Source organism: Marinobacter sediminum, assembly GCF_016820575.1.
Taxonomy (GTDB): Bacteria; Pseudomonadota; Gammaproteobacteria; order Pseudomonadales; family Oleiphilaceae; genus Marinobacter; species Marinobacter sediminum.
Genome location: NZ_JAEMQH010000002.1, coordinates 85,164 through 107,275, shown reverse-complemented (window position 1 = coordinate 107,275; position 22,112 = coordinate 85,164). Strand labels below are relative to the sequence as shown.

Annotated in this window: 25 protein-coding genes; 10 read left to right on the top strand and 15 right to left on the bottom strand. The window is 59.2% G+C overall.

What is annotated here, in order from left to right; translation table 11 throughout:
* The first annotated feature begins 37 nt into the window (after positions 1–37).
* The 3 genes from FGO67_RS07345 to FGO67_RS07335 all read left to right on the top strand — a co-directional run bounded on the left by FGO67_RS07345 (position 38) and on the right by FGO67_RS07335 (position 2,608).
* Positions 38–370 (top strand): Na+/H+ antiporter subunit G, encoded by a 333-nt coding sequence (locus FGO67_RS07345; protein WP_203300100.1) that lies wholly within the window; start codon positions 38–40, stop codon positions 368–370.
* Between the two features lie 119 nt (positions 371–489).
* On the top strand, positions 490–771 hold the full coding sequence (gene ppnP / locus FGO67_RS07340) for a pyrimidine/purine nucleoside phosphorylase (protein WP_203300099.1): 282 nt from the start codon (positions 490–492) through the stop codon (positions 769–771).
* Positions 772–964: 193 nt separating this feature from the next.
* Entirely contained in the window at positions 965–2,608 is a 1,644-nt protein-coding gene (locus FGO67_RS07335; protein WP_203300098.1) for a fatty acid--CoA ligase, read from the top strand.
* Positions 2,609–2,660: 52 nt separating this feature from the next.
* On the opposite strand, the gene FGO67_RS07330 is transcribed toward FGO67_RS07335, so the two are convergent.
* The 6 genes from FGO67_RS07330 to FGO67_RS07305 all read right to left on the bottom strand — a co-directional run bounded on the left by FGO67_RS07330 (position 2,661) and on the right by FGO67_RS07305 (position 8,804).
* The gene (locus FGO67_RS07330) at positions 2,661–4,085 is read right to left on the bottom strand and encodes an alkaline phosphatase PhoX (protein ID WP_203300097.1); all 1,425 of its coding nucleotides are present in this window, start codon (positions 4,083–4,085) and stop codon (positions 2,661–2,663) included.
* Between the two features lie 7 nt (positions 4,086–4,092).
* The gene (locus FGO67_RS07325) at positions 4,093–5,799 is read right to left on the bottom strand and encodes an alkaline phosphatase D family protein (protein WP_203300096.1); all 1,707 of its coding nucleotides are present in this window, start codon (positions 5,797–5,799) and stop codon (positions 4,093–4,095) included.
* Between the two features lie 138 nt (positions 5,800–5,937).
* Complete coding sequence (locus FGO67_RS07320; protein WP_203300095.1) at positions 5,938–7,191, bottom strand: D-amino acid dehydrogenase; 1,254 nt, start codon at positions 7,189–7,191, stop codon at positions 5,938–5,940.
* A 27-nt stretch (positions 7,192–7,218) separates the two neighbouring features.
* On the bottom strand, positions 7,219–7,575 hold the full coding sequence (locus FGO67_RS07315; protein WP_203300094.1) for a translation initiation factor Sui1: 357 nt from the start codon (positions 7,573–7,575) through the stop codon (positions 7,219–7,221).
* 17 nt (positions 7,576–7,592) lie between these two features.
* Positions 7,593–8,120: a DUF4136 domain-containing protein gene (locus FGO67_RS07310; protein ID WP_203300093.1), complete on the bottom strand. Its 528-nt coding sequence runs from the start codon at positions 8,118–8,120 to the stop codon at positions 7,593–7,595.
* A gap of 78 nt (positions 8,121–8,198) precedes the next feature.
* Positions 8,199–8,804: a YigZ family protein gene (locus tag FGO67_RS07305; protein ID WP_203300092.1), complete on the bottom strand. Its 606-nt coding sequence runs from the start codon at positions 8,802–8,804 to the stop codon at positions 8,199–8,201.
* Positions 8,805–8,819: 15 nt separating this feature from the next.
* Between FGO67_RS07305 and FGO67_RS07300 the strand changes: the two genes are divergently transcribed.
* Entirely contained in the window at positions 8,820–9,026 is a 207-nt protein-coding gene (locus tag FGO67_RS07300; protein ID WP_203300091.1) for a hypothetical protein, read from the top strand.
* Here the strand turns inward: FGO67_RS07300 and FGO67_RS07295 are convergent.
* A complete protein-coding gene (locus FGO67_RS07295) occupies positions 9,003–10,322 on the bottom strand; it encodes an ATP-binding protein (RefSeq protein ID WP_203300090.1) in 1,320 nt (439 codons plus the stop codon). The two genes, FGO67_RS07300 and FGO67_RS07295, sit on opposite strands and share 24 nt — an antisense overlap.
* Positions 10,319–11,005, bottom strand: coding sequence for a response regulator transcription factor (locus FGO67_RS07290; RefSeq protein ID WP_203300089.1), 687 nt, complete (start codon positions 11,003–11,005; stop codon positions 10,319–10,321). The genes FGO67_RS07295 and FGO67_RS07290 overlap by 4 nt, the downstream gene beginning before the upstream one ends.
* Before the next feature lie 179 nt (positions 11,006–11,184).
* On the opposite strand from FGO67_RS07290, the gene FGO67_RS07285 reads away from it, so the two are divergent.
* The 3 genes from FGO67_RS07285 to FGO67_RS07275 all read left to right on the top strand — a co-directional run bounded on the left by FGO67_RS07285 (position 11,185) and on the right by FGO67_RS07275 (position 13,511).
* Positions 11,185–11,538, top strand: a complete 354-nt coding sequence (locus FGO67_RS07285; RefSeq protein ID WP_203300088.1) for a hypothetical protein — start codon at positions 11,185–11,187, stop codon at positions 11,536–11,538.
* 86 nt (positions 11,539–11,624) lie between these two features.
* A complete protein-coding gene (locus FGO67_RS07280; RefSeq protein WP_203300087.1) occupies positions 11,625–12,791 on the top strand; it encodes a GNAT family N-acetyltransferase in 1,167 nt (388 codons plus the stop codon).
* A 48-nt stretch (positions 12,792–12,839) separates the two neighbouring features.
* Positions 12,840–13,511: a hypothetical protein gene (locus FGO67_RS07275; protein ID WP_203300086.1), complete on the top strand. Its 672-nt coding sequence runs from the start codon at positions 12,840–12,842 to the stop codon at positions 13,509–13,511.
* Here the strand turns inward: FGO67_RS07275 and FGO67_RS07270 are convergent.
* The gene (locus FGO67_RS07270) at positions 13,498–13,713 is read right to left on the bottom strand and encodes a dodecin (protein WP_041339667.1); all 216 of its coding nucleotides are present in this window, start codon (positions 13,711–13,713) and stop codon (positions 13,498–13,500) included. The genes FGO67_RS07275 and FGO67_RS07270 overlap by 14 nt on opposite strands.
* A gap of 159 nt (positions 13,714–13,872) precedes the next feature.
* Between FGO67_RS07270 and FGO67_RS07265 the strand changes: the two genes are divergently transcribed.
* Complete coding sequence (locus FGO67_RS07265) at positions 13,873–14,652, top strand: DUF3750 domain-containing protein (protein ID WP_203300085.1); 780 nt, start codon at positions 13,873–13,875, stop codon at positions 14,650–14,652.
* Positions 14,653–14,661: 9 nt separating this feature from the next.
* Here FGO67_RS07265 and FGO67_RS07260 read toward each other — a convergent pair whose 3' ends face one another.
* From FGO67_RS07260 to FGO67_RS07250, 3 genes are all read right to left on the bottom strand, one after another.
* Complete coding sequence (locus FGO67_RS07260; protein WP_203300084.1) at positions 14,662–14,973, bottom strand: AzlD family protein; 312 nt, start codon at positions 14,971–14,973, stop codon at positions 14,662–14,664.
* Positions 14,970–15,710 carry an AzlC family ABC transporter permease gene (locus FGO67_RS07255; protein WP_203300083.1) on the bottom strand — a complete coding sequence of 247 codons (741 nt, stop codon included), beginning with the start codon at positions 15,708–15,710 and terminating at the stop codon, positions 14,970–14,972. The genes FGO67_RS07260 and FGO67_RS07255 overlap by 4 nt, the downstream gene beginning before the upstream one ends.
* An 85-nt stretch (positions 15,711–15,795) precedes the next feature.
* Positions 15,796–16,338 (bottom strand): hypothetical protein, encoded by a 543-nt coding sequence (locus FGO67_RS07250; protein WP_203300082.1) that lies wholly within the window; start codon positions 16,336–16,338, stop codon positions 15,796–15,798.
* 618 nt (positions 16,339–16,956) lie between these two features.
* Between FGO67_RS07250 and FGO67_RS07245 the strand changes: the two genes are divergently transcribed.
* Both FGO67_RS07245 and FGO67_RS07240 read left to right on the top strand, forming a co-directional pair.
* Entirely contained in the window at positions 16,957–18,057 is a 1,101-nt protein-coding gene (locus FGO67_RS07245) for a Glu/Leu/Phe/Val family dehydrogenase (protein WP_203300081.1), read from the top strand.
* A gap of 85 nt (positions 18,058–18,142) precedes the next feature.
* The gene (locus FGO67_RS07240) at positions 18,143–19,555 is read left to right on the top strand and encodes a sodium-dependent transporter (RefSeq protein WP_203300080.1); all 1,413 of its coding nucleotides are present in this window, start codon (positions 18,143–18,145) and stop codon (positions 19,553–19,555) included.
* A 101-nt stretch (positions 19,556–19,656) separates the two neighbouring features.
* On the opposite strand, the gene FGO67_RS07235 is transcribed toward FGO67_RS07240, so the two are convergent.
* The 3 genes from FGO67_RS07235 to FGO67_RS07225 all read right to left on the bottom strand — a co-directional run bounded on the left by FGO67_RS07235 (position 19,657) and on the right by FGO67_RS07225 (position 22,050).
* Positions 19,657–20,559: an NAD-dependent protein deacetylase gene (locus tag FGO67_RS07235; RefSeq protein WP_203300079.1), complete on the bottom strand. Its 903-nt coding sequence runs from the start codon at positions 20,557–20,559 to the stop codon at positions 19,657–19,659.
* Positions 20,560–20,575: 16 nt separating this feature from the next.
* Entirely contained in the window at positions 20,576–21,307 is a 732-nt protein-coding gene (locus tag FGO67_RS07230) for a polyamine aminopropyltransferase (protein WP_203300078.1), read from the bottom strand.
* Between the two features lie 179 nt (positions 21,308–21,486).
* Positions 21,487–22,050: a DUF1415 domain-containing protein gene (locus tag FGO67_RS07225; protein WP_203300077.1), complete on the bottom strand. Its 564-nt coding sequence runs from the start codon at positions 22,048–22,050 to the stop codon at positions 21,487–21,489.
* Between the last annotated feature and the right edge of the window lie 62 nt (positions 22,051–22,112).

Sequence of the window (22,112 nt, the reverse complement as noted above, 5' to 3'; positions counted from 1 at the left end):
TCAGCCCGAACAACCTTGCGAATCGAGGACGTCTGTTATGAGCCAGTTCGCTGAATACGCCATCTGCCTGCTGTTGCTGACCGGTGGCGCCTTTACGCTGATTGGAGCCATCGGCCTGGTCCGGCTCCCGGATTTCTACACCCGACTGCATGGCCCCACCAAGGCCACAACATTGGGCGTTGGCGCCATCATTCTGAGTTCGGTGATTTATTTCAGCAGCCGCGATGGCGGCATTGGCATATCGGAAATCCTGGTTACCGTATTTCTGTTCATGACCGCCCCGGTGAGCGCCAACATTATGGCCAAGGCCGCCATGCACATTGGTGTTCGAACGGTGGAAAATACCGAAGGAAAGCCCTGGGATCAGTGAGCGGCGGGGCTAAACTTATTGATTCCAGCCCGCTGCCAAACCCGCGCTCAAAATAGTCATTGGACTTGAAGTAATTTGACGTATAGTAGGCGCCCCAACCATTTATGAGGAGCCAGCACATGCTCAAAGTTAACGAATACTTCGATGGCAAAGCCAAGTCCATTGCCTTCCAGACGTCCACCCTGCCGGCCACGGTTGGCGTCATCAGCCCGGGTGAATACGAGTTTGGCACCAGCAAAAAGGAAACCATGACCGTGATCAGTGGTGCCCTGACGGTTCTGCTGCCAGGCGTAGACGAGTGGATGACCTACGGCGCGGGCGAGAGCTTCGATGTGGCCGGCCAGGCCAGCTTCAAAGCAAAGACCGACATCGATACTGCCTATCTCTGCACCTACGAATAACCCGCTGCTCTGACGGCGACACCCGCCGTCAGAAACAAGAAACGAAGTGGCCGAACGAACCTGCATCCTGAAATAAAGGCCGGGTTCGTTATGCTTTTTTAATCTCCGCCGGTTTCCGTTTTCGTCAATCTGTGTCAAATTTAGTCCTGCTTCTCTCGACAACATCAATAAATGAGAAAGAGGACACGGACAAATGGTTCAGACCCGAATACTACCCCCGGCCGACAACGCCTACCAGTACCCCCTGCTGATCAAACAGCTGCTGCTGTCAGGCCCGCGCCTGCGACCAGAGCAAGAAATCTGGTACGGCAACCGCAGCAAGTACACCTACACCGACCTGGTTGAACGTATTCACCGTCTGGCCAACGCCCTGACCGATGCCGGCGTCAAACCCGGTGATACAGTCGCGGTCATGGACTGGGATACCCCTCGGTACCTGGAATGCTTCTTTGCGATTCCCATGATTGGCGCTGTCCTGCACACCATAAACGTGCGTCTGTCGCCGGATCAGATCGTGTACACCATGAACCACGCCGACGACGCCGTGGTGCTGGTGCACGACGACTTCTTGCCGGTCATTGAGTCGGTCAAAGACGACATCAAAACGGTTCGAAACTACATTCAGCTAACCGACAAGGCCTCCGCGAAATCAACGGAGCTGCCGACCGCGGGTGAATATGAAGCACTGCTGGCCAAGGCCGGGACATCTTTCGATTTCCCGGACTTCGATGAAAACAGCATCGCCACCACCTTCTACACCACCGGCACCACCGGCAACCCGAAAGGGGTGTTCTTCAGCCATCGCCAGCTGGTGCTCCACACCCTGGCCATGACCGGCGCCCTCTCCGGCTACGACGAAATGCCGCTGCTGCGATCCTCGTCGGTGTACATGCCGGTAACCCCGATGTTCCACGTACACGCCTGGGGCGTGCCCTATGCGGCCACCATGCTGGGCATCAAGCAGGTCTACCCGGGCCGCTATGAGCCGGAAATGCTGGTCGACCTGTTGAAGGAACACAAGGTCACCTTCTCGCACTGCGTGCCGACCATCATGCAGATGATGATGGGCACCGAATCCATCAAGACGGCCGATCTCAGCAACTGGCATGTGCTGATCGGCGGCAGTGCCCTGACCAAGAGTCTGTGCGATGCCAGCGCCAAGCTCGGCATCCACATGTACACCGCCTATGGCATGTCTGAAACCTGCCCGCTGCTGTGTGCCACGCACATGAAACCGGAAGATCTGGAACTGCCACTGGAGCAGCAGACCGCCAAGCGGATCAAGACCGGCATCGCCACCGCCCTGGTTGATATGGAAATCTTTGACCCGGAGGGCAACCCAGTTGCCCACGACGGCGAAGCGAAAGGTGAAGTGGTTGCCCGCGCACCTTGGCTGACCCAGAGCTACTTCAAGGAAAAAGAAAAAGGCGAGGAACTCTGGAAGGGGGGCTGGTTGCATACCGGCGACGTGGCCTCAATGGATCCGGACGGCACCCTGGTGATCAAGGATCGCATCAAGGATGTGATCAAGACCGGCGGTGAATGGCTGTCCTCCCTGGATCTGGAAAACCTGATCAGTCAGCATCCCTCGGTCGCAGCTACCGCCGTGGTTGGTGTGCCCGATGAGAAGTGGGGCGAACGCCCTCACGCCCTGGTCACGCTGAAACCGGGCGAAACGGCCACACTGGAGGACATTCAGAACCACCTCCGGCAGTTCGTCGACTCCGGCGAAATCAACAAATGGGCCATCCCGGCGCAGATTGATTTTGTTGAGGACATCCCGAAGACCAGTGTTGGCAAGATCAACAAGAAGCTGATCCGGGATCAGTTGCAGTAACACCGCCAGTTCAGGCGCAGCACTCGAAGCCGAGGCTGCGCCTGACACTCAACTACAGACCCTCCGGTACGGTCATCTCATAGATCATGCCAAGACCATTGGTGAAGCCACCCAGGCCATTCCGTCCACCACGATCCGAACTGAAATACATCCGCCGGCCATCGGGGGAGAAGGCAAGACCCGCAATTTCTGAGGCATCCTGCCCCGTTACCTGCAAGAAAGGCTTCAGGGTGCGGTCAGGCAGAATAACAACCACCTGCATATCACCCCCATCCTCAGCCACCAGCACATCCCCCTGCTCGGTCACAAACAAGTTGTCCACGCCCGACAATATGTCGTTGGGCGCTTCAGCTGTTGCCCGGTCGTAGATCACCTCTATAGTCTGAGCCTCAACATCAATCGCCCAAATTCGATCGTCGCCCTTAGTCGCGAAATAGACAATCCCCTGGAAGTACCATACGCCCTCGCCGCCATCGAATACCGACGACGCCGGCAGCCGGTTCTGATGCTGGGGCTCATGGGGGTTCTGAGCATCTACCCACCGGATGGGCTGGGGGCCAGTCAGCGCGCCGGCGACACCGTCCCCGCCAACACAAAGCACCTGAAGGCGGCCAGCTTGCAAAGCTGCTCGTTCAGCGCCCTCGGGCCAGTCCGACGGATCCGGCACCCAGCGGTAAAACCGGCCATCCGGCATATCTTCGGTCAGGTAGAGCTTGCGGTTGCCGGCATCAATGGCGATAGCTTCGTGTGAGAAGAAGCCGAGCGTCGGACAGGCCAGGCCCTCGCCAGGCTGGTAGGGATCGCATTCCCAAACCTGACCATTGGGGAACTCCTCGCATGAAAGCCAGGTCTGCCAGGGCGTGACGCAGCCAGCGCAATTGAAGGTGGTGCCACTCAAAATCGTATAGGAATCAACGATGGCCCCGTCGGGGTCGAACACCAGCGTGCCAACCTGGGCCAGGCCTGGCGTGAATTCCTCAATCGTGCCCGACACGTCAGCCAGCTCGGGGAAGGTAAAGCCAAGGGTACCGACACCCGGAACCTCGCTATTGCTAATGTAGATCCAGCCACCGTTAGCCCGGGGAACCACCCCGGCCCCGTCCGGAAAAATGTGCCAGGGCCGGTTTCCGATACCGCCGGGCTGGGGCGCAGCCACCGACATGCCGCCAGACTGCGGTAATTCGCCATTGATGGCGACAACCCGGGTCGAAAACCCCGCCGGCGTTCTCACTCCATTCACATCCGGAGCTTGGAGCGGACCGATGTTGGCAAAGCGGCCCACCAGTTGATCTGCGCTACCGGAGGTCGGCTGTGGCGCCGCACCCGATTCTGCGCCTGCGACGGCACCCGCCGATGAAGAGCTACCAACACACCCTGCAAGCCAGGTCGGCATAGTGGCTGCTCCTGCGGTAAACAGAATGCTTCGAAGCACATCCCGCCGGCGCCAGCTTGCTGCTGAAATCTTTGAATCGTTCATAGACACCTCACGCCATGTGCTCTCTAACCGGTGGATTGAACAGTGCTGTTCGCATCGTGCGAGGTCGTGACACCGGCTCATCCTCAACAATGCGGGCATTACCTGCCCTGACCCCGACAACCTTGGTTTTCGAGGTATCAAGCTGGCCTACTTCGCCCACACCGGTGATGTTGCGAACGTAGTAGAACTCGCTTTGCGTGCGTTCCGGGGTGACATCCACGAGCATGAAGCCAGGGGATTTCAGCTCGACATACTTCATGTGGGGATTGGCCGCACGCACCGCCACCGCGGCTGGCCCCGCCAAATCTTCCGGGAAGCCCGGAGAGGTCACCGATGGAGTTACGAACTCCACAGCCAGCGGTGCCTCCGCGAGATTACCCGGATCGTACTGAATCTCATTGGCCCAGGAGGTGTGGATGTCGCCGGTAAAAATAACGGTGTTGTCGATTTTCTTGTCGCGAAGCGTCGTCAGGATTTTTTCGCGATCACTCACGTAGCCATCCCACTGATCCATGTTGAGCGACAGCAGCTGTCCGTTGAAACCGTTCAGGTCCGCAACACCGGCAGTTTCAGCGGCATCGAGGGTGCGCGCCACATTCAGCTCCGCGAACATCACCTGCTGACCAACGAAGCGCCAGCTGGCCGAGGAGTTTTCCAGCCCAGACTGCAGCCACTGCATTTGCGCCTCGCTCACCAGTCTGCGCTCGTTATCGAATCGTGCCGGGTCGGTCACTGTTCCAACCGGCTGATCGCGACCTTCCAGACGGGTATCGAGCATGAACAGGTCTATCAACGCTCCAAAACTGAACTCGCGCCAAATCCGCCCCGGCTCTGATTCGACAGCGCGAATGGGCAGCCATTCGAAATAGGCCTGGATGGCGTCCGACTTGCGTTGCGACCAGGCTCCTTCGGTCGCTTCGTCGTGGTTTTCTGCGCCAGTGATGTGGCTATCATTGGCGGATTCGTGATCATCCCAGATACAGATCATTGGGAACTGCTGATGTGTTGCCTGCAAGTGAGGATCGGCCTTGTACTGGGCATGACGCAAACGATAATGCGCCAGCTTGGTGATTTCGTGGGGAGGATTGGGCTCATGCCCGGGATAGCTGCCGTACTCACCAGGCCCGTACTCGTAGATGTAATCTCCCAGGTGCAGCACAAAATCCAGGTCGGTCTGGGCGCTGACTGCGCGATACACCGAGAACAGCCCATAGGCATAATTCGAACAGGAGACCACCGCGAATCGTGCCCGCTCAATAGCCTGTTTATCGGTTGGAAAGGTGCGGGTCCGGCCCACCGGCGAGGTCTGGTCCCCGACGGAAAACTGGTAGTAATACCAGCGATTGGGCTGCAGCCCCTGTGCATCAACCTTAACGCAGAAATCGGAAGCCAGGCTGGCGGTAACCCCCTGACGCCCGACCACCTGGGTGAGTTCAGGGTCGGTTGCAATCACCAAGGATACTGGGATTTCGCCAGCATCCCGCTCCAGAACGTCCACTGGAGAAACCCGTGTCCATAGGATTACCCGATCTCCCAGGGGATCTCCAGAGGCAACACCGTGCCGGAACTCAATCCCTGGCAGGTTCACGCTGGCACTGCCAGTCACTGCCTGCTCGTCACCGGCCGAACCGTCTCCGGATCCCCCACAACCTGACAATGTAGTCAGTGAAACAGCAGCAAGCCCCTTCACGACTGCACGACGCTGTCTATTCATGTGCCACTCCTCCCGTATCGGGACGCCCATTAGACTAAAGTTGAATGAACAACCGATGGTGACGGGAAATTATGTACGGGAGATGACGGGCGCTTATCAATATGGGCCATCGTGGCAATGGCCCGGAAGGAGAACCAACTACAAGCCGGAAAAACTGAAATCCACTTCCGGCTTTCGACCTGCCACGATATCCGCCAGTGCCGCGGCCGAGCCGCAGGAATGGGTCCAACCCAGGGTACCGTGACCGGTGTTCAGGTACAGGTTGGCCAAATGGCTCTTGCCAATGTAGGGCACGTTCGAAGGCGTGGCGGGGCGCAACCCAGTCCAGAACTGGGCCTGATCCCAGTGCCCGGCCTCCGGCATGACCTCGGCGGTACGGCGCACGATGGCCCGGCAGCGGGTATAGTTCAGGTCCCGGGAGTAGCCGCTGATTTCGGCAGTACCGGCCACCCGCATCCGATTCCCCAACCGTGAATAGACCAGTTTGTACTCGTCATCGGTCAAGCTGACCTTAAACGCGGCGTCTTCATTCTTAACCGGCACCGTAATCGAATAGCCCTTGGTCGGATAGATATCCAGGGTCAGGCCGATCTTTCGGGCCAGTGGCGCACTGAAGCTCCCCAGGCTCAACACGTACGCATCGGCCCGGAATATGTCATGGCCGCCGTTCTTGAGAACCTGGACGCCAAGAATCCGGTCGCCAGCACGCTCGAAATCCAGAATTTCGGTGCCGTAGAGGAATTCGACACCGGCTTCTGCGCATTTTCTGGCGAGATTCTGGGTGAACTTGAGGGCGTCACCGGATTCGTCTTGTGAGGTGTAAGTGGCCCCGGCTATCTGGTCCCTGATCGGTTTCAGTGCCGGTTCAAGTTCAACGGCCCTGTCAGCATCAATAATCTGCCGGTCACAGCCCAGGTCTTGCATGATGCGGGTCGGCTTGAGGGCACCGTCAAACTCTTGCGGATTGGTGTAGAAGTGCAGGATGCCCTTGCTCAGGGCATCGTATTCGATGCCAGCTTCCTGGCGCAGGGCCTGCAACTGGGCGCGGCTATAAGTGCCCAGATTGACCATCTGGCGGATGTTGTAAGCAGCCCGGGCCGAGGTACATTCCCGCAGGAACGCCAAAGCCCAGCGCCATTGGGCAAGGTCGAGTCTTGGCCGGAACAGCAACGGCGCATCAGCCCGAAACAGCCACTTCAGTATCTTGAGGGGCGCCGACGGGTTGGCCCAGGGTTCAGCATGAGAGACCGACACCTGGCCACCGTTGGCAAAACTGGTTTCAAGCCCGGCATTGCTCTGGCGGTCGATCACCGTCACCTGATGCCCCTGCTTCTGCAGGTACCAGGCTGTGGTCGTTCCTACGACACCCGCGCCCAAAACCGCTATGTGCATGCTTCCCTCCGGTAGGATTGTGTTGCATCAGCCACCGGACCGCTTCACAGTCCAGCCCTCCGCCTGCAACAGCGGAACCAGAATGTCCCGCTGGTCGCCCTGAATTTCGACGACACCGTCTTTCACGGTACCGCCGGTGCCACACTTGGCCTTCAGCACCTTGGCAAACGCCTTTAGTGCTTTGTCATCCAGCGGGATGCCGGTCACCAGGGTTACGCCCTTGCCTTTCCTGCCCTTGGTTTCCCGGCTGACCCGGACAACGCCATCACCCTCAGGCCGTGCTGGCTGGCAGCAAGTGCATTCCGAGACCGGGTTGCGGCAATCGGGACACATTCGGCCCTGCTCGGTGGAAAAGACCAGTCCACCTTCAGCTCGTTTCTTCATGTCGGATTCTTACTCCCTTAGCCAACGCCCGGTGGGTACTTGGAAAACATTTCCGACACTACCTCATCAATCAGCTCACGACGAGTCTCCGGCGACTGGCTTTCATTGAGGTACCGACGGCTGGCAGCGCGCCAGACGACTTCCTTGGTTTCGGTATCAATCAGCTCGACCACCAGCTTGCCTTCCGTGACTTCACGCACCGGTGGCGGCGCTGAAAGGCCCCAGCCAAAATTGCCCCGGCCGAAGCCGAATCCAAGGCCTACGCCGGTCTGTTCCAGTCGCTCTTCCTCGACGATCTGCCAGTTGGCCAGCAGATCTGCTTCCGTTTTCGGCACTTTGCGCATGGCCTTGCGCTTCAGTTCCCGCTCAACCGCCATCTGGATGCGGCTGCCATCAAGGGACACAAAAGCGTCACTGCCCGCTTCCTGGGCAAAAGACCAGGTCGAGTAATTACCAAACACTGCCGACGGGTTGTAATCCGTCACAACATTACCGGCGCAGCCCGACAGGACCAACGCCATCGCTGAAATCATCAGTAACCGCATAGTACTGCTCTCCCTCTGTAGTGGTGATTTACACTCAGTATACGCTTAGGACACGGACCTCGATGCCCTTAAGGTTCCTCACGTGTCGAAACCGTAATCCAGTTTCTGGGCGTCGCAGAAAGCGGTGAACTCATCTGCGGCCTGCTCTGGCAAGGACACCCGGGCCGACACCACGGCACCGTATTCTACCGACTCCAGCGTCGCACCGTGCAGCTCACACCAGTGCCGAACCGGCTGTTCGTCAGCAAACCCCATGGTGACATCGGCCAGTATCATGGGCTTTTGCACCACCCGCTCTACCGCCGACAGGACACTTTCGGCGGCGCCCGCATAGGCCCGCACCAGACCACCGGCGCCCAGTTTAATGCCACCGAAGTAACGAATCACCATGACCAGCACATCGCCCATATCCTTGTGCTGAATGACATTGAGGATCGGCTTACCCGCCGTGCCGGAGGGTTCACCGTCGTCGTTCATGGCCGCCTCAGCGGCCGCGCCCGGACGACCGATCTGATAGGCCCAGCAGATATGGCGGGCGTCCGGATGGTCTTGCTGGGCTTGTTCCAGCCAGGCCTTGACCTCGTCCCGGGAGCCGACCGGTGCTACCCGGGCTATAAACCGGCTTTTCTTCACTTCCGTTTCGCGCTCGAGGTATCCTGCCGGGACCGGATAATCTTTACTCATTGAACGGTCAATCCTATGTCAAAAAAGTTCGAAGGCTCAGAAGACGTCGAACGCCCCAGCCCCGGTACGGCCGCGCCAGCCAAATTGCAAAAAGCCGGCTGCGGCATTCGATTCGGCGACGAAGAGCTGCGCGAGGGTATTGATTTCTCCGGCGCAGCCACGCTGTTGCCGGACGACGCCCCGGGCCCGCCGTCTGAATCAGGCCCGAGTGAAGACCGGTAATTCCACCGTCACCCGTAAGCCCCCGGCTTCACCCCCGGCAGCCGCAATCCGGCCATCGTGAGCGGTGACGATGTCCCGGGCGATTGCCAGACCAAGGCCCCAGCCCTGACCACTCCGAGACTTGTCGGCGCGGAAGAAGGGCTCGAACAAATGCGGCAGCAGGTCGGCTTCAACCCCCGCGCCCTCGTCCTCGATATCGATCCGCACCCAACCATCAACCGCGTTGGCATCCACCCGTACCCGGTGCCCCGGTGGAGTATGGTCCAGGGCATTCTGCAGGATGTTGTCGAACGCCCGCTGCAATAGCCCGGCATCACCCAGCACAGACATCCCGGCAACCTCGTCGCTGGCCGCCAGCCGGCAGTCCACACCCTGATGCTCGGCGTAGTCGGCGGCATCCCCCAGCACCTGATTGATCAATTTGACCGGCCGCACCGGCTCCCGTTCGATATCGGTGCCCTGCTCGGCGACCCGGTACAGCGTGAGAATCTGCGCCGTCATGGCTTCCAGCCGCTCATTCTGGCGCAAGATACTGTTCATTAGCTGCTCGTCGGCGCCGCTGTCGCTGGCCAGTTCAATGGCAATGCGTTGGCGGGTCAGCGGCGTACGCAGGTCGTGGGAGATATCCCGCAACAGGTGCTTTTGGCGTTCCAGCAGGGTGCACAATTGCTCGGTCATGGCGTTGAACGCGGTGGCAAGCTGGCCCACTTCGTCCCGGCGGCCAGCAATCTTTTCGCTAACCCGCAGTCCGGTGTTGCCCCCGGCGATGCGCTGGGCGGTGTTCTCCATGTGATCCAAAGGCCGGGACACGAAGCGCGCAATCAGCCAGCACGCCAGGGTAATCAGTACGAACGCCAACCCCAGTTCAATGAACCGGAAAAACTTGGGATCCAGCCAGCCTTCACCATGCATCCGCGGCCAGGCTACCAGCTGATAGCCCGCATCCAATTCAATGACCGCGGGTTTCTGCGGGTACCAGCCGGATTTCATCCGCTCCCTGACCTGCGGCGGCAGGCGCTTCTCGCCCGCGCCCCGCTCGATCAGCATCAGGTGCAGTTCCAGCTGTTTACCCTGACCCCGCAGAAATCGCCACGCCTCTCCCCGGCCCCGCTGCTCGCGGATCTGGATCGCTTCCTGAGCCAGATCCCTCAAGCCGACCTGACGCTCAATGGCCTGGCGTTCCCGATCCAGCAGCGTTCGGGTCGCCAGGTTGCTGACCACCACAGTAATCGCCATCGCCAGCCAGATGGCCAGGAAGATCCGCCAAAACAGCGGGAACATCATGGTTTTCTTCACACCGGCACCCGATAGCTGTAACCCAGCCCCCGAACGGTTTCAATGCGCGGCGGATCGTCGTTGCCCAGTTTCCGTCGCAGATTGCTGATGTGCATATCCAGGGTTCGATCAAACGCCTCCAGACGGCGGCCCAGCGCCCACTGCATCAGGTCGGTCTTGCGTACCACACTGCCGGCGTGGGCCAGCAGTACATTCAAAATCTCGTACTCGGTAGCGGTCAGATCCAGGGCCGCGTCCTGCTGGAAAATCCGACGCTGGTCCGGCTCTACCCGCAGGTCACCGTACTCCCGCGTCGCGCTCACGTCGGCCTTCTGATCCCAGGCAATCCGGCGCAACAGGGCCTGCAGGCGGGCTACCAGTTCCCGGGGATTACAGGGTTTGGGGATGTAGTCGTCGGCGCCAACTTCAAAGCCGACAATGCGATCGGTTTCATCGCCCCGGGCGGTCAGCAGCGCAACCGGAATGTGGGTACTGGCCCTCAACTCACGCAACACTTCCAGGCCACTAATGTCCGGAAGCATGATGTCGAGCACCACCACATCGCAATCCTGGCCCATGGCCAGGGCCAGACCGTCCCGGCCGTTGGCGGCCTCCCGCACGGTAAAACCCTGATTGGTCAGATAGCGGGCCAGCAGCTGCCGCAGTTCATCATCGTCTTCTACCAGCAATACCCGATTTTGCATTCGTCATCTCCATTCCGACTGCCGGAAGTCTAACACGCATGGCCCAAGCGGCTGATTCCCGGCATTTTCCTTTACAGAACCTTTACACCGTACTGACGCTCGTTGACGGGGCACAGGGCTACGATGGCCACTCATCACAGTCATTGCCGCACAAGCGGCGAAACAACGAGGAAAGCACCATGAAAAAACGTAACAACTCCATCATCACCGCCGGCCTGCTCGCTTCCCTGCTTCTGGCCGCAAGCCCTTTTGCCCTGGCCGACCATCACGGCGACCGCAAAGGCCATCATGGTAAGCAGGATATGGCCGAGATGTGCGAGGATTTCCGCGAGGGCAAGGGCCGCTTCGATCAGGACAAGCACCACGAAAAAATGGAGGAGCGCCGGGCCGACATGGCAGAACGCCTGCAACTGACCGATAAACAGCTCGAAATCTGGGCCGACATCCACGAGGAGCATCGGGAGAAGCACGAACAGCGTCGCGAAAAGATGAAGGAAAAAATGCAAGAGCGCTGCGACGCCCTTGAGAAGTAACGACACCAAGCAGTGATCAAACCCCGGGTTCTGGCGTATGGTATCGGGAGACTCATAAGGAGCCACCCGCTGGAGCTAAACCGCCCATGCCCGAACCCGGATTTCAGTCCCTCACTGTCGACACCTGCGCCTCTATTGATGAGATTTCCCAAGCGGACTGGGATCGCCTGGCCGGCCGCGCCAATCCGTTCCTGCGCTACGAGTTTTTCCAGGCGCTGGAACAGTCCGGCTGCACCACCACCGCAACCGGCTGGCAGCCCTGCCACCTGGTGTTTCGTGTCGATGGCCAGATCGCCGGGCTTGCCCCCGCCTATCTTAAAGCGCACTCAATGGGCGAGTACGTGTTTGATTGGGCCTGGGCCGATGCTTATCAGCGGCATGGACTGAACTACTACCCCAAGCTCCTGATCGCCATTCCATTCACCCCCTCCCAGGGCCCGCGCCTGCTGCTCGACCCCTTGCTTCGAAACCGACTTGGGGATGGCCGGCTACGGGATCTGCTGGACACGCTGATCACCCGCCTCGACGCCCATTCCTGGCACCTGTTGTTTCCTAATGCTGCAGACCAGGCACTGCTGGGTCATGCCGGTGAACTGCACCGCATTGGCTGTCAGTTTCATTGGCACAACCGGGGGTACGGCAACTTTGAGGATTTCTTGGGGCAGCTTACATCCCGCAAACGCAAATCCATTCGCAGGGAACGCCGGCAGGTCGCAGAACAGGGCATCAGCTTTCGTCGCTTTCATGGCCGCGACATTCCTGACCATGTGCTGGCCGCCTTTCACATGTTCTACCAGGCCACCTACCTCAAGCGCGGCCAGCGCCCGTACCTGAACCAGTCGTTTTTCGAGCGCGTGCGCGGGAACCTGCCCGAGCATCTGTACCTGATTATCGCGGTGCGCGACGGCGAGATGATCGCCGGCGCCTTGTTCCTGCGGGGCGAGGATGCTCTCTATGGCCGTTACTGGGGCTGCCTGGACGAATACAACCACCTGCATTTCGAGACCTGCTACTACCAGGGCATAGAGCTGGCCATCGAACTGGGCCTGCAACGCTTTGATGCTGGCGCCCAGGGGGAGCACAAACTGGTTCGTGGCTTCGAACCGGTGCTCACCCATTCCTGGCACGGTGTCCGCCACCCGGGCTTCCGGGACGCCATCGCGGCGTTCGTGCAGGACGAGACGGAGCAGGTTGAAGGCTACTTCCAGGAGTCCCTTACGCTGCTGCCTTTTCGCCGCGGGGACAGCGATTAGCTTCTATACTGAACATTCAAAGCACGTTTGTGTATAGGAAGACGCGCCATGGACTCTGAGTCACTGCTGAGTATCACCAATGGCGGCCAACTAGCTGTTCTGTTGGCCGCTGCGGCGCTTTTGCTGGGCTTACTGGCACTCTGGCTGGGCGCCGGCGCCAAACGCTCCGCCAGCCGGGACATCGACAATCTGCGCCAGAAGATCGGCAGCATGGGTCGGGAGGTGGACGAGATCCGGGTCAGCCAGTTCAATGCGCCCGAGCGGGAAGCCTCGGCAGTGCATGGTGTTGAGGCCAGCATCGCGAAATATCGCGCCGAAAAGAGCGCCTACGATCAGATCTGGCCGCAACTGTGGTTCCTGCACGACCGGCTCGGGATGTTCCTGCGCGCCGTCGAAAATGGAGAATCGGCAGGTGAACTGAGACTGGAGGCCAGGAATGCCGCCCTGGACGCCCGCACCATGCTAAACCGAAACCGGCCCTATTGCAGCGAAACGGTGGATGAATTGATTACTCAGCTCATCGATACCCAGATCAAGGTTCATCTAACCGCCTGCCAGCACCTGGACCTGCTGAAAGAGACCGCCGGTTCACCGTCGGATCATGAACGCCGGGTATTGCGGGACAAATGTCACACCCTCTACGAGGGCGAGGCCCGGGACCTGATGAATCGCCTGACAATGGCCATTCGGGTCCGGGTGATCAACGTCAGCTATCCTTGATGCGGAAGCCCACTTTCATCACCACCTGATAATGGCCAACCTTGCCATCCTCGATGTGCCCCCGGGTTTCCATCACTTCAAACCACTCCATGTTGCGAATGCTCTTGCTGCATTCCTCTAGGCCATTCTCGATCGCGTTTTCGATGCTTTTTCGCGAGGAACCGACGATTTCCACCTTCTTGTACACATGATGATCGGACATGGCACCACTCCCTAGCCTTTGCTTTTTGACGTGTACCTTCAGCCTAGAAGACAACCCCATCGCGGGCAAACAGCGCCGGTGTCGTGCAATCTGGCAGAGGCGTTGGCGCGTATCGGGTATCAGTGCCAACATAATTAATACCCCACACCGGACACCGACATGAAGCGAACGCTGAAATACACCGCCTGGTTCCTCGGTGCCCTGCTCATGTTGCTGACAGGCCCGTTGCTCCTGGCCACCAGCAGCAGCCTGCAGGGTGCCGAAAGCTGGCGAACCGCGACCCGCGCCAGCGCCGGGATCGCGCCGCGCCCGGAGCAGCATCCTGAAGCGGTGGTTCAGATCTACGGAGCCCGGGCCTGGAGCTGGCGTGGTTACTTTGCCGTGCACACCTGGATTGCCACCAAGGAGGCGGGCGCCGAGCAGTATCGGGTTCATGAAGTCACTGGCTGGCGTCGCTACGTGGTCAGCTCACGCCTGAGCGAACCCGATCGCCATTGGTACGGCGCCAGACCCGAACTGTACGCCGACATTCGCGGCGCGGAAGCACAGGCGCTGATACCGACCATCTATCAGGCCGTGGACGCCTATCCCTATGTCACTGAATACGAAGCCTGGCCCGGGCCCAACAGCAACACCTTTACCGCCTGGGTAATTCGGGAAGTACCGGGACTGGATGTGGCACTGCCGAGCAACGCCATTGGCAAAGACTACCTGGGTAGCCGCGTGGTGGCAGAGGTGCCGGGCGGCACGGGCTATCAACTGTCCATGGGTGGGTATCTAGGGATCCTCGCGGGGGTGCGAGAGGGTCTGGAGCTGAACATTCTGGGCCTGTCCCTGGGTGTGAATCCCATGGCGCTGGGTATCAAGCTGCCGGGCATCGGCGAGCTGGCATTGCGAAATCCCAACCCGATGTCAGAGGCTGCCTCAGCAGGCCAGTAGCCACCGCTTCTAGAACAGGTAGCGCACCAGGCCTGCGGCGGCAATGCCGGCGGCAATAGCTGGCAGGGGCTTCCTGAGCGCCAGCATGGTCACAGCGGTTACCGAGAGCGCGGCAACCGCACCGGCGTCGCCGGAGAACGCCATAGGTACGACAATGGCAATCAACACCGAACTGGCCATGGTGTTGATGAAGCTCTCGATGCGCGGACTGATCCGCACAAACGACATGGCGAACACGCCGCCAAACCGGGTAACCAGAGTAACCAGCGCCATGATGGCAATCAGCGCGAGAACACCCGCGGTGGTGGTTTCAATGGTCATGCCTGCTCTCCTTCCTGTGCCACAGCCTTAGCTTGCGGCTGATCCAGCCAGAAATAGCCAATCAGACCACCGGCCAATGCACCGGCCACCACATGGGTATGCGGCGGCAGCCATTTCCATGCGGCCAGAGATGCCAGGGCAGCAACGCCCCAGGCAACCAGCACTCTGGCGGATTTCTTGCCACCCAGCGCCATCGCCAGCAAAAAGCAGCCAAGCACCATATCCAGCCCGAGACTCTTGGGATTCTGCAGTACCCCACCGAAGTACACGCCCAGCCAAGTGCCCACCAGCCACGCCAGCCAGAGCACCAGCCCGCCCCCCAGAATCACCTCCAGATTACGCCGGCCGCTCTGGTACTCCTGGGCGGATACCGCCCAGTTGGCGTCGGTCAGGAACAACAGCAGGCCGTAGCGCTTCAACGGCGCCACGTCTTTGAGCATCGGGTACAGGGACGCACCCATCAACAGGTGCCGGGAATTGATCGCAAACACAACCGCAATGAGCGGCAGCACCGAGACCTCGGAGCCCCACATATCCGTGGCCGCAAACTGGGAGGCACCGGCAAACACCGTGGTGCTCATCAACATCGCTTCCAGTGGCAACAGACCCTGCTGGGTTGCGGCTAATCCGAAGGCAGCACCAAATGCCACCACGAACAGGGAGATGGGAAAGAGCCGGAAAAATTCCTGACGGACTTTGTGCGGCTGGATCTGGTATGGATAGGAAGCGACAGACATCAGAGGAAGCTAAGTTAGTTTCCTCTGACCGCGTATAGGTAAATACCGAAGCCTGCCGTTTAGGGCGGCTTAATCCGTGACCGGCTCAATGCATGATATGCACTCGCCCATCCGCTGCTGCAAAGGGATTATTGATACTGCTGCCTTCGCCGCCCAGCGCTGCTTCCGGATGCAATCGGTGCATCAACAACTCAACACGCTCAACATCGGCTTTGGGCACATCCACCATGACCAGGTACTTGCCGGCTTCAATGTCCTTATGGAAACGCCGGATCCGGTAGTTTTCCGAGCCAATGCCGCCGAAACCTCCAAGCCAGCCACCCGCCAGCACTGCAAACACACCCATGGCCACAAACGCCGATGTTGGCCAGGCCAGGTCGCCCCAAAGTGCCAGGGGCAGAATGAAGAACAGTGCAAACAGACCGCCTATGATCAGCCCCCGTTCCACAAACCTTGGAAGGTCGGTGCGATCCAGCACACTGGCGCTATGGACATGATGCGAGTACAGACCGGCCTCGTCCTTACTGACCACATGAAACCGCCAGTTGGAGACGCCGTCGCGATGCAGGTCGTCGGAGATGCTTTCCACATTGTCGATAGCATCGACGAGATAAAACAGGCGTTTCATGATTCCCTCCTTCGCTCACCAAGAGCGGGCAACCACAGCACTCATTATACCGCAGCCACATCCTTCACGGCCCCAGCCCTCAAAACGATTCGCGCTAATGGCCGTGCGGATATATCCCATTTCTATAAAAATTGTCCCGGGCCACAAGTGCTTGCGATGGCTTCAATGAGACCTGCAAAATTGATTAGCTTTTGCAAGTTGACGTTCACGTAAAAAGAAATTAGTTTGTTTTCTGTCCGTCCCCAAAAGGGCGCTTTCAAAGGGTACTTTCCCCCGCGAAACGGACAACTGAAATCGCAACGCCGGCCAAAAGCCGGACGACAACAACAAGACTGCCGCCATTGCCGCGATCCGGTGAGGTGGAGGGGATTTCAACATGCCATATTCAGTACGCCACATCGGCAGACTGCGTTCCGCGCACGTGTGCCCCTCTGCATTAAACAGACGTTATCACCTGACATCGATCGGCATTCCGGCATCCGGGCTTGCGCCATCCTGAGCACAGGCATCCGGAATCAGCATCACCAACGAATCGCGAGTGCCGCGATCTAACAACAAAACACCGGCTGTTCAGGCCCCACAAGGGTAGTTCCAGCCAAGAAAGATAGGTGAAACGCCATGAACGTATTCAGCCACCCCGAGTTCGACAACCACGAACATCTGTCCTTTTTCTGTGATCCCGAGACCGGCCTGAAGGCAATTGTTGCGATCCACAACACCTCTCGCGGACCCGCGCTTGGCGGCTGCCGAATGTACCCCTACGCCTCCGACGAAGAAGCGCTGCGTGATGTGCTGCGTCTGTCCAAGGGCATGACCTACAAATCGGCCCTGGCCAACCTGGACCTTGGCGGTGGCAAGTCGGTCATCATTGGGGACCCGCGCAAGCAGAAATCCGAAGCCCTGCTTGAGGCAATGGGTAAACATCTGGAGAGCCTGGGTGGCCAATACATCGCGGCGGAAGATTCCGGCACCAGCGTGTCCGACCTGAAGATCATGGGCCGCCACACCCAGAACGTCGCCGGCGTTGCCGAGCGGATGGGTTTTGATGGCAAACCCAGTAATGGCGACCCCTCACCGGCCACCGCCTGGGGCACCTTCGTCGGTCTTAAGGCGGCGGTTAAGCACCAACTGGGCCGGGATGACCTGACTGGCCTGAAGGTTGCGATCCAGGGTATCGGCAATGTCGGCTTCCGCCTGGCCAAGCACTTGAAAGAGGCGGGCGCGCAACTGTGGGTTTACGACATTTTTGCCGAGAACATGCAGCGCGCGGTGGATGAGCTGGGCGCAACACCAGCGTCCGCCGAAGACATCCTGTACCTGCCCGTGGATGTGGTCGCACCCTGCGCCATGGGCGCCGTGCTGAATGACACCAGCATTCCGAAACTGAAAGCCAAAATCGTGGCCGGCGCCGCCAACAATCTGCTTGAGCGCGCGGACCACGACCAGGCCCTGAAAGACCGCGGGATCCTGTACGCACCGGATTTCGCTATCAATGCCGGTGGCATTATCGACGTGTTTTATGAGCGTACCGGGGCCTCCCCCGACACCGTGCGCGAACACGTCAATGGCATCGGCGACACGCTCAAGGAAATCTTTATCCGTTCGGACCGGAGCGGCCTGCCAACGGGCACCATCGCCAATGAGCTGGCGGAAGAACGGTTTCGCAAACACGTTGCCAAAGTTGAATCCCTGACCGAGCGCCTGGCGCAGGTCGGATAGACCCTGGCATCGATCTCTTTGGGGCCGAAGTTCGCTTTGACCCCTGCTTTCCCAAACAACAACAAGTACCAAGCAGGAGACAGTTATGTCTGTATCAAATTCAGGTAGTGCCAGCTATTCGGAGGCACTGGAAGGCTCCAACGCCAAGCGGGGGCTCTGGTCCTCCCGACTGGCGTTCATCCTGGCGGCAACCGGCTCGGCCGTCGGCCTGGGCAACATCTGGAAGTTCCCCTACATCACCGGTGAGAATGGCGGCGGCGCCTTTGTCCTGGTGTATTTGCTGTGTATTGCGGCAGTGGGTCTGCCGATCATGATGGCGGAAGTGCTGATCGGCCGCCGCGGTGGCCACAGCCCCGTGAACAGTTTACGCCTGATTGCCGAGCGCGACCGGCTCAAGCCGGCGTGGCGCATGGTGGGTGCGGTCGGTGTTCTGGCCGGTTTCCTGATCCTGTCGTTCTACTCCGTGATTGGCGGTTGGGCTGTGTCTTATGTGGGCACCGCCGCAAGTGGCCAATTGGTCGGCCAGTCGGCCGAGGCCGTTGGCGCTATCTTCTCCAACCTGCTGGGCGATCCGCTAACCCTGCTGCTCTGGCACTCCGTGTTCATGGCGCTGGTGATGCTCGTTGTCGCCAAGGGCGTTCGCGCCGGCCTGGAGCGTGCCGTCAGCATCCTGATGCCTGGCCTGTTCGTGTTGCTGCTGATTGCAGTGGGCTACGCCATGACCAGCGGTGAGTTTGGTCGCGCTGTGAGCTTCCTGTTCCAGCCGGACTTCTCCAAGCTTTCAACCTCCGGCATCCTGGTCGCCCTCGGCCACGCGTTCTTCACCCTGAGCCTGGGTATGGCGGTGATGATGGCCTACGGCTCTTACCTGCCGAAAAACGTATCCATTGCCAAGACCTCTATTGCCGTCTCGGTGATCGATACCGGTGTTGCCCTGCTCGCCGGCCTGGCCATTTTCCCGATCGTCTTTGCCAACGGCCTTGAACCGGGCGCCGGCCCTGGCCTGATTTTCCAGACTCTGCCGCTGGCCTTTGGCCAGATGCCCATGGGCAGCCTGTTCGGCACCCTGTTCTTTGTACTGCTGATCTTCGCCGCCTGGACGTCTGGGATCTCCCTGCTGGAACCCATTGTCGAGTGGCTGGAAGAGCGTAAAGGCATGAACCGTACCGCGAGCACCCTGGGTGCCGGTGTAGTGTGCTGGGCCCTGGGTATTGCCTCCATCCTGTCCCTGAACCTGTGGTCCGATTTCGCACCACTGGGCAGTATTGCGATGTTCGAAGGCAAGACCATCTTTGACTTGCTGGATTTCTTTACCGCCAACATCCTGCTGCCGCTGGGCGGCCTGCTGGTTGCGGTGTTTGCCGGCTGGGTGATGTCCCGTGAGGCGGTGGAAAAAGAGCTGGCGTTGTCTGGCCCGATGTTCCGGTTGTGGTATCTCACCATTCGCTACTTCACCCCCGTGGCAGTAGCGGCCGTGTTCATCTACAACCTGATGTAAGCGCAACAGGTGGCAGTCGGTTCCTGGACCCGCCGGCCTGCGGCCTAACGCAAAGAGCCCACTATTCAGTGGGTTCTTTTTTACCAGGCTAAAAGACCGACCTAAAGGCTGTATACAGCCGATTCCAGCGTCTCGCCTATCCGCGCATTCAGCTTCAGATCCACCAGGTCCTCGGCCCGGGTGCGGCCAAGATTCAATGTCGCAATCGGTTTGTCCCACTCCTTGGCATAGCGGCAGAAACGAAACCCTGAATACACCATCAGCGACGAGCCAATCACCAGCAGGCCATCGCTGGCCTTGAGCACATCCAGCGCCGAATACACCCGGTCCTTTGGCACATAGTCCCCGAAAAACACCACATCCGGTTTCAGTATGCCCTCACACTTGGGGCAGCCCGCTGGGCGAAAATCGGAGAAGTCCACGTCCAGATCCGCGTCGCCATCCGGCGCCGTCTCCGCCTTGTAATGTTTAAAACCCGGATTGAGATCGGCACAACGATCGTGCACCTCATCGCGCGGGCAGCGATAATCGCAGCTCATGCAGATAACTTCGTCGGCCCGGCCATGCAGGTCAGTGACCGCCCGGGTGCCGGCTTTCTGGTGCAGGCGATCAACGTTCTGGGTGACCACCAGGCTGCTGTGATTGAGCAGTTCCAGGTCGGAGATATGGTGATGGGATGGGTTTGGCGCGGCATTGCGCATCACCGGCCAGCCAATCAAGCTCCGGCCCCAGTAACGCTGCCGGGTTTCATAGCTGGTCATGAAGGCCTGATGCTGAACCGGTTGCTTACGCTTCCAGGCGCCCTCGCCGTCCCGGTAATCGGGAATGCCGGAATCAGTGCTCACGCCGGCACCGGTCAGAATCAGCAGCCGGGGATGGCGGCGGATAAACTCCGCCAGCAGGCCGCCGGCATGCTCCGGCTCGTGCAGAACCGGCGCATTGTCAGTTTCCGGCAAGCGCTGGCTGGAACTGAATGGTCGGGTTCGGTGGGTCGTCACAGGCATACAGACTCCGGAAAGTTCAGCCCGGTTTGCGGGCTACGTATACGGTGTTAAACGATTCCCTGTTCTGAAATGGATTAAAAAAGCGCACGTAATGGCAGGCAACGTCAGTAAACACATCCCCTAGCACGGCCATGAATTCCTCGTCTTCCCCTTCGTTCGACCACATGGCAAAGATACCTCGGGGTTTCAGCTGCTGCGCCATCTTGCCGATGTTCTCTGTGGTGTAAAAGCTGGCATTGGAATCGTGCAGCAAAGCCCGGGGGGAATGGTCGATATCCAGCAGAATGGCGTCGAAGGTTCGGCCCGGTGATGCGGGATCAAATCCACCCTCATTGGGCTCAGCAACGGCCAGATCAAAGAAGCTGCCATGGACATAACGGCTGCGGGCGTCGGCGTTAATATCGCTACCCAGCGGCACCAATTCCTGCTGATGCCAGCCAATGACCGGTTCCAGGTATTCCACAATCAGCAGTTCGCCCACCCGGTCGTGCTTGAGCGCAGCTACGGCGGTGTAGCCAAGCCCCAGTCCGCCAACGACCACGCTGAGGTTATCGCCTTCGGTTTCGTTCAGGCCAAGGTCTGACAGCGCGATCTCGGCATCCACAAACATGCTGGACATCAGGAATTCTTCGCCGAGTTTTACCTCGAAGATATCGCGGTCGCCAATGGCCGGAATCTTTCGGCGCCTGAGGGTGATCTCGCCGATTTCGGACGGTTGGCTGTCGATTTGCTCGAAAAGAAGTCCCACTCGTTGCCTCTTGGTCTTTGCGGGTTAGCTGGTTTCGGCCTTTTTTCGTCTAGTCTGTGCTTTCGCAGGTGGGTATTCCCTCCCAAAACCCGCTCCTTCGGCACGTCCATGTGACGCTTGAGCTTCGCCATCCATGGCTGCGCACAGTTTTGGGAGGGAATACCCACCTGCTCTTCGTTTTACTCCCCGGGCTTCTTGGCGCTTTTGATGCAATTCAAAAGAGCTTCGCGCATTGTTTCGACGCCCAATTCTTCGGTCAGCTTTATGTTTCGACCGGGAATGCCGTCCACGTCCGGATGACTTTCGATCGCGGCTTCCAGACTCGCCTCACGCAACAAGTGAAGCATCGGGTATGGGGAACGATTGGTGTAGTTCTCCGCCGACTCCGGATCGGTACCCGCGAACTGGTAGTCCGGGTGAAAACTCGCAATCTGATATACGCCTTCCATATCCAGATAGGCCAGCAAGCCATCGGCCGCATCAAGAAACTCATTGTAGGCCTCGAAGTCCTGCAATACACCCGGGTGAATCAAAACCGTGGTTTCAACCCCGGGCTCTTCGTCGAGGCGCTGGAGTTCAGAATGAAGAGCTTGCAGCAAGGAGTCTTCGTCGGCAGCGTCGGATACCACGAACCGTACGCGATCCCGAACCAGCTCCTTCTTTGCGAATGGACAGAGGTTGTAGCCGACGACCACATTTTCCACCCACTTCCGCGTCGCATTTACGATCTCAGTCTCTGTCATGGTACTTACCTTCTTGAATCGGGTGTCCGCACCGAGTTCAGAGCGGGCGGGTGGGCATGTCT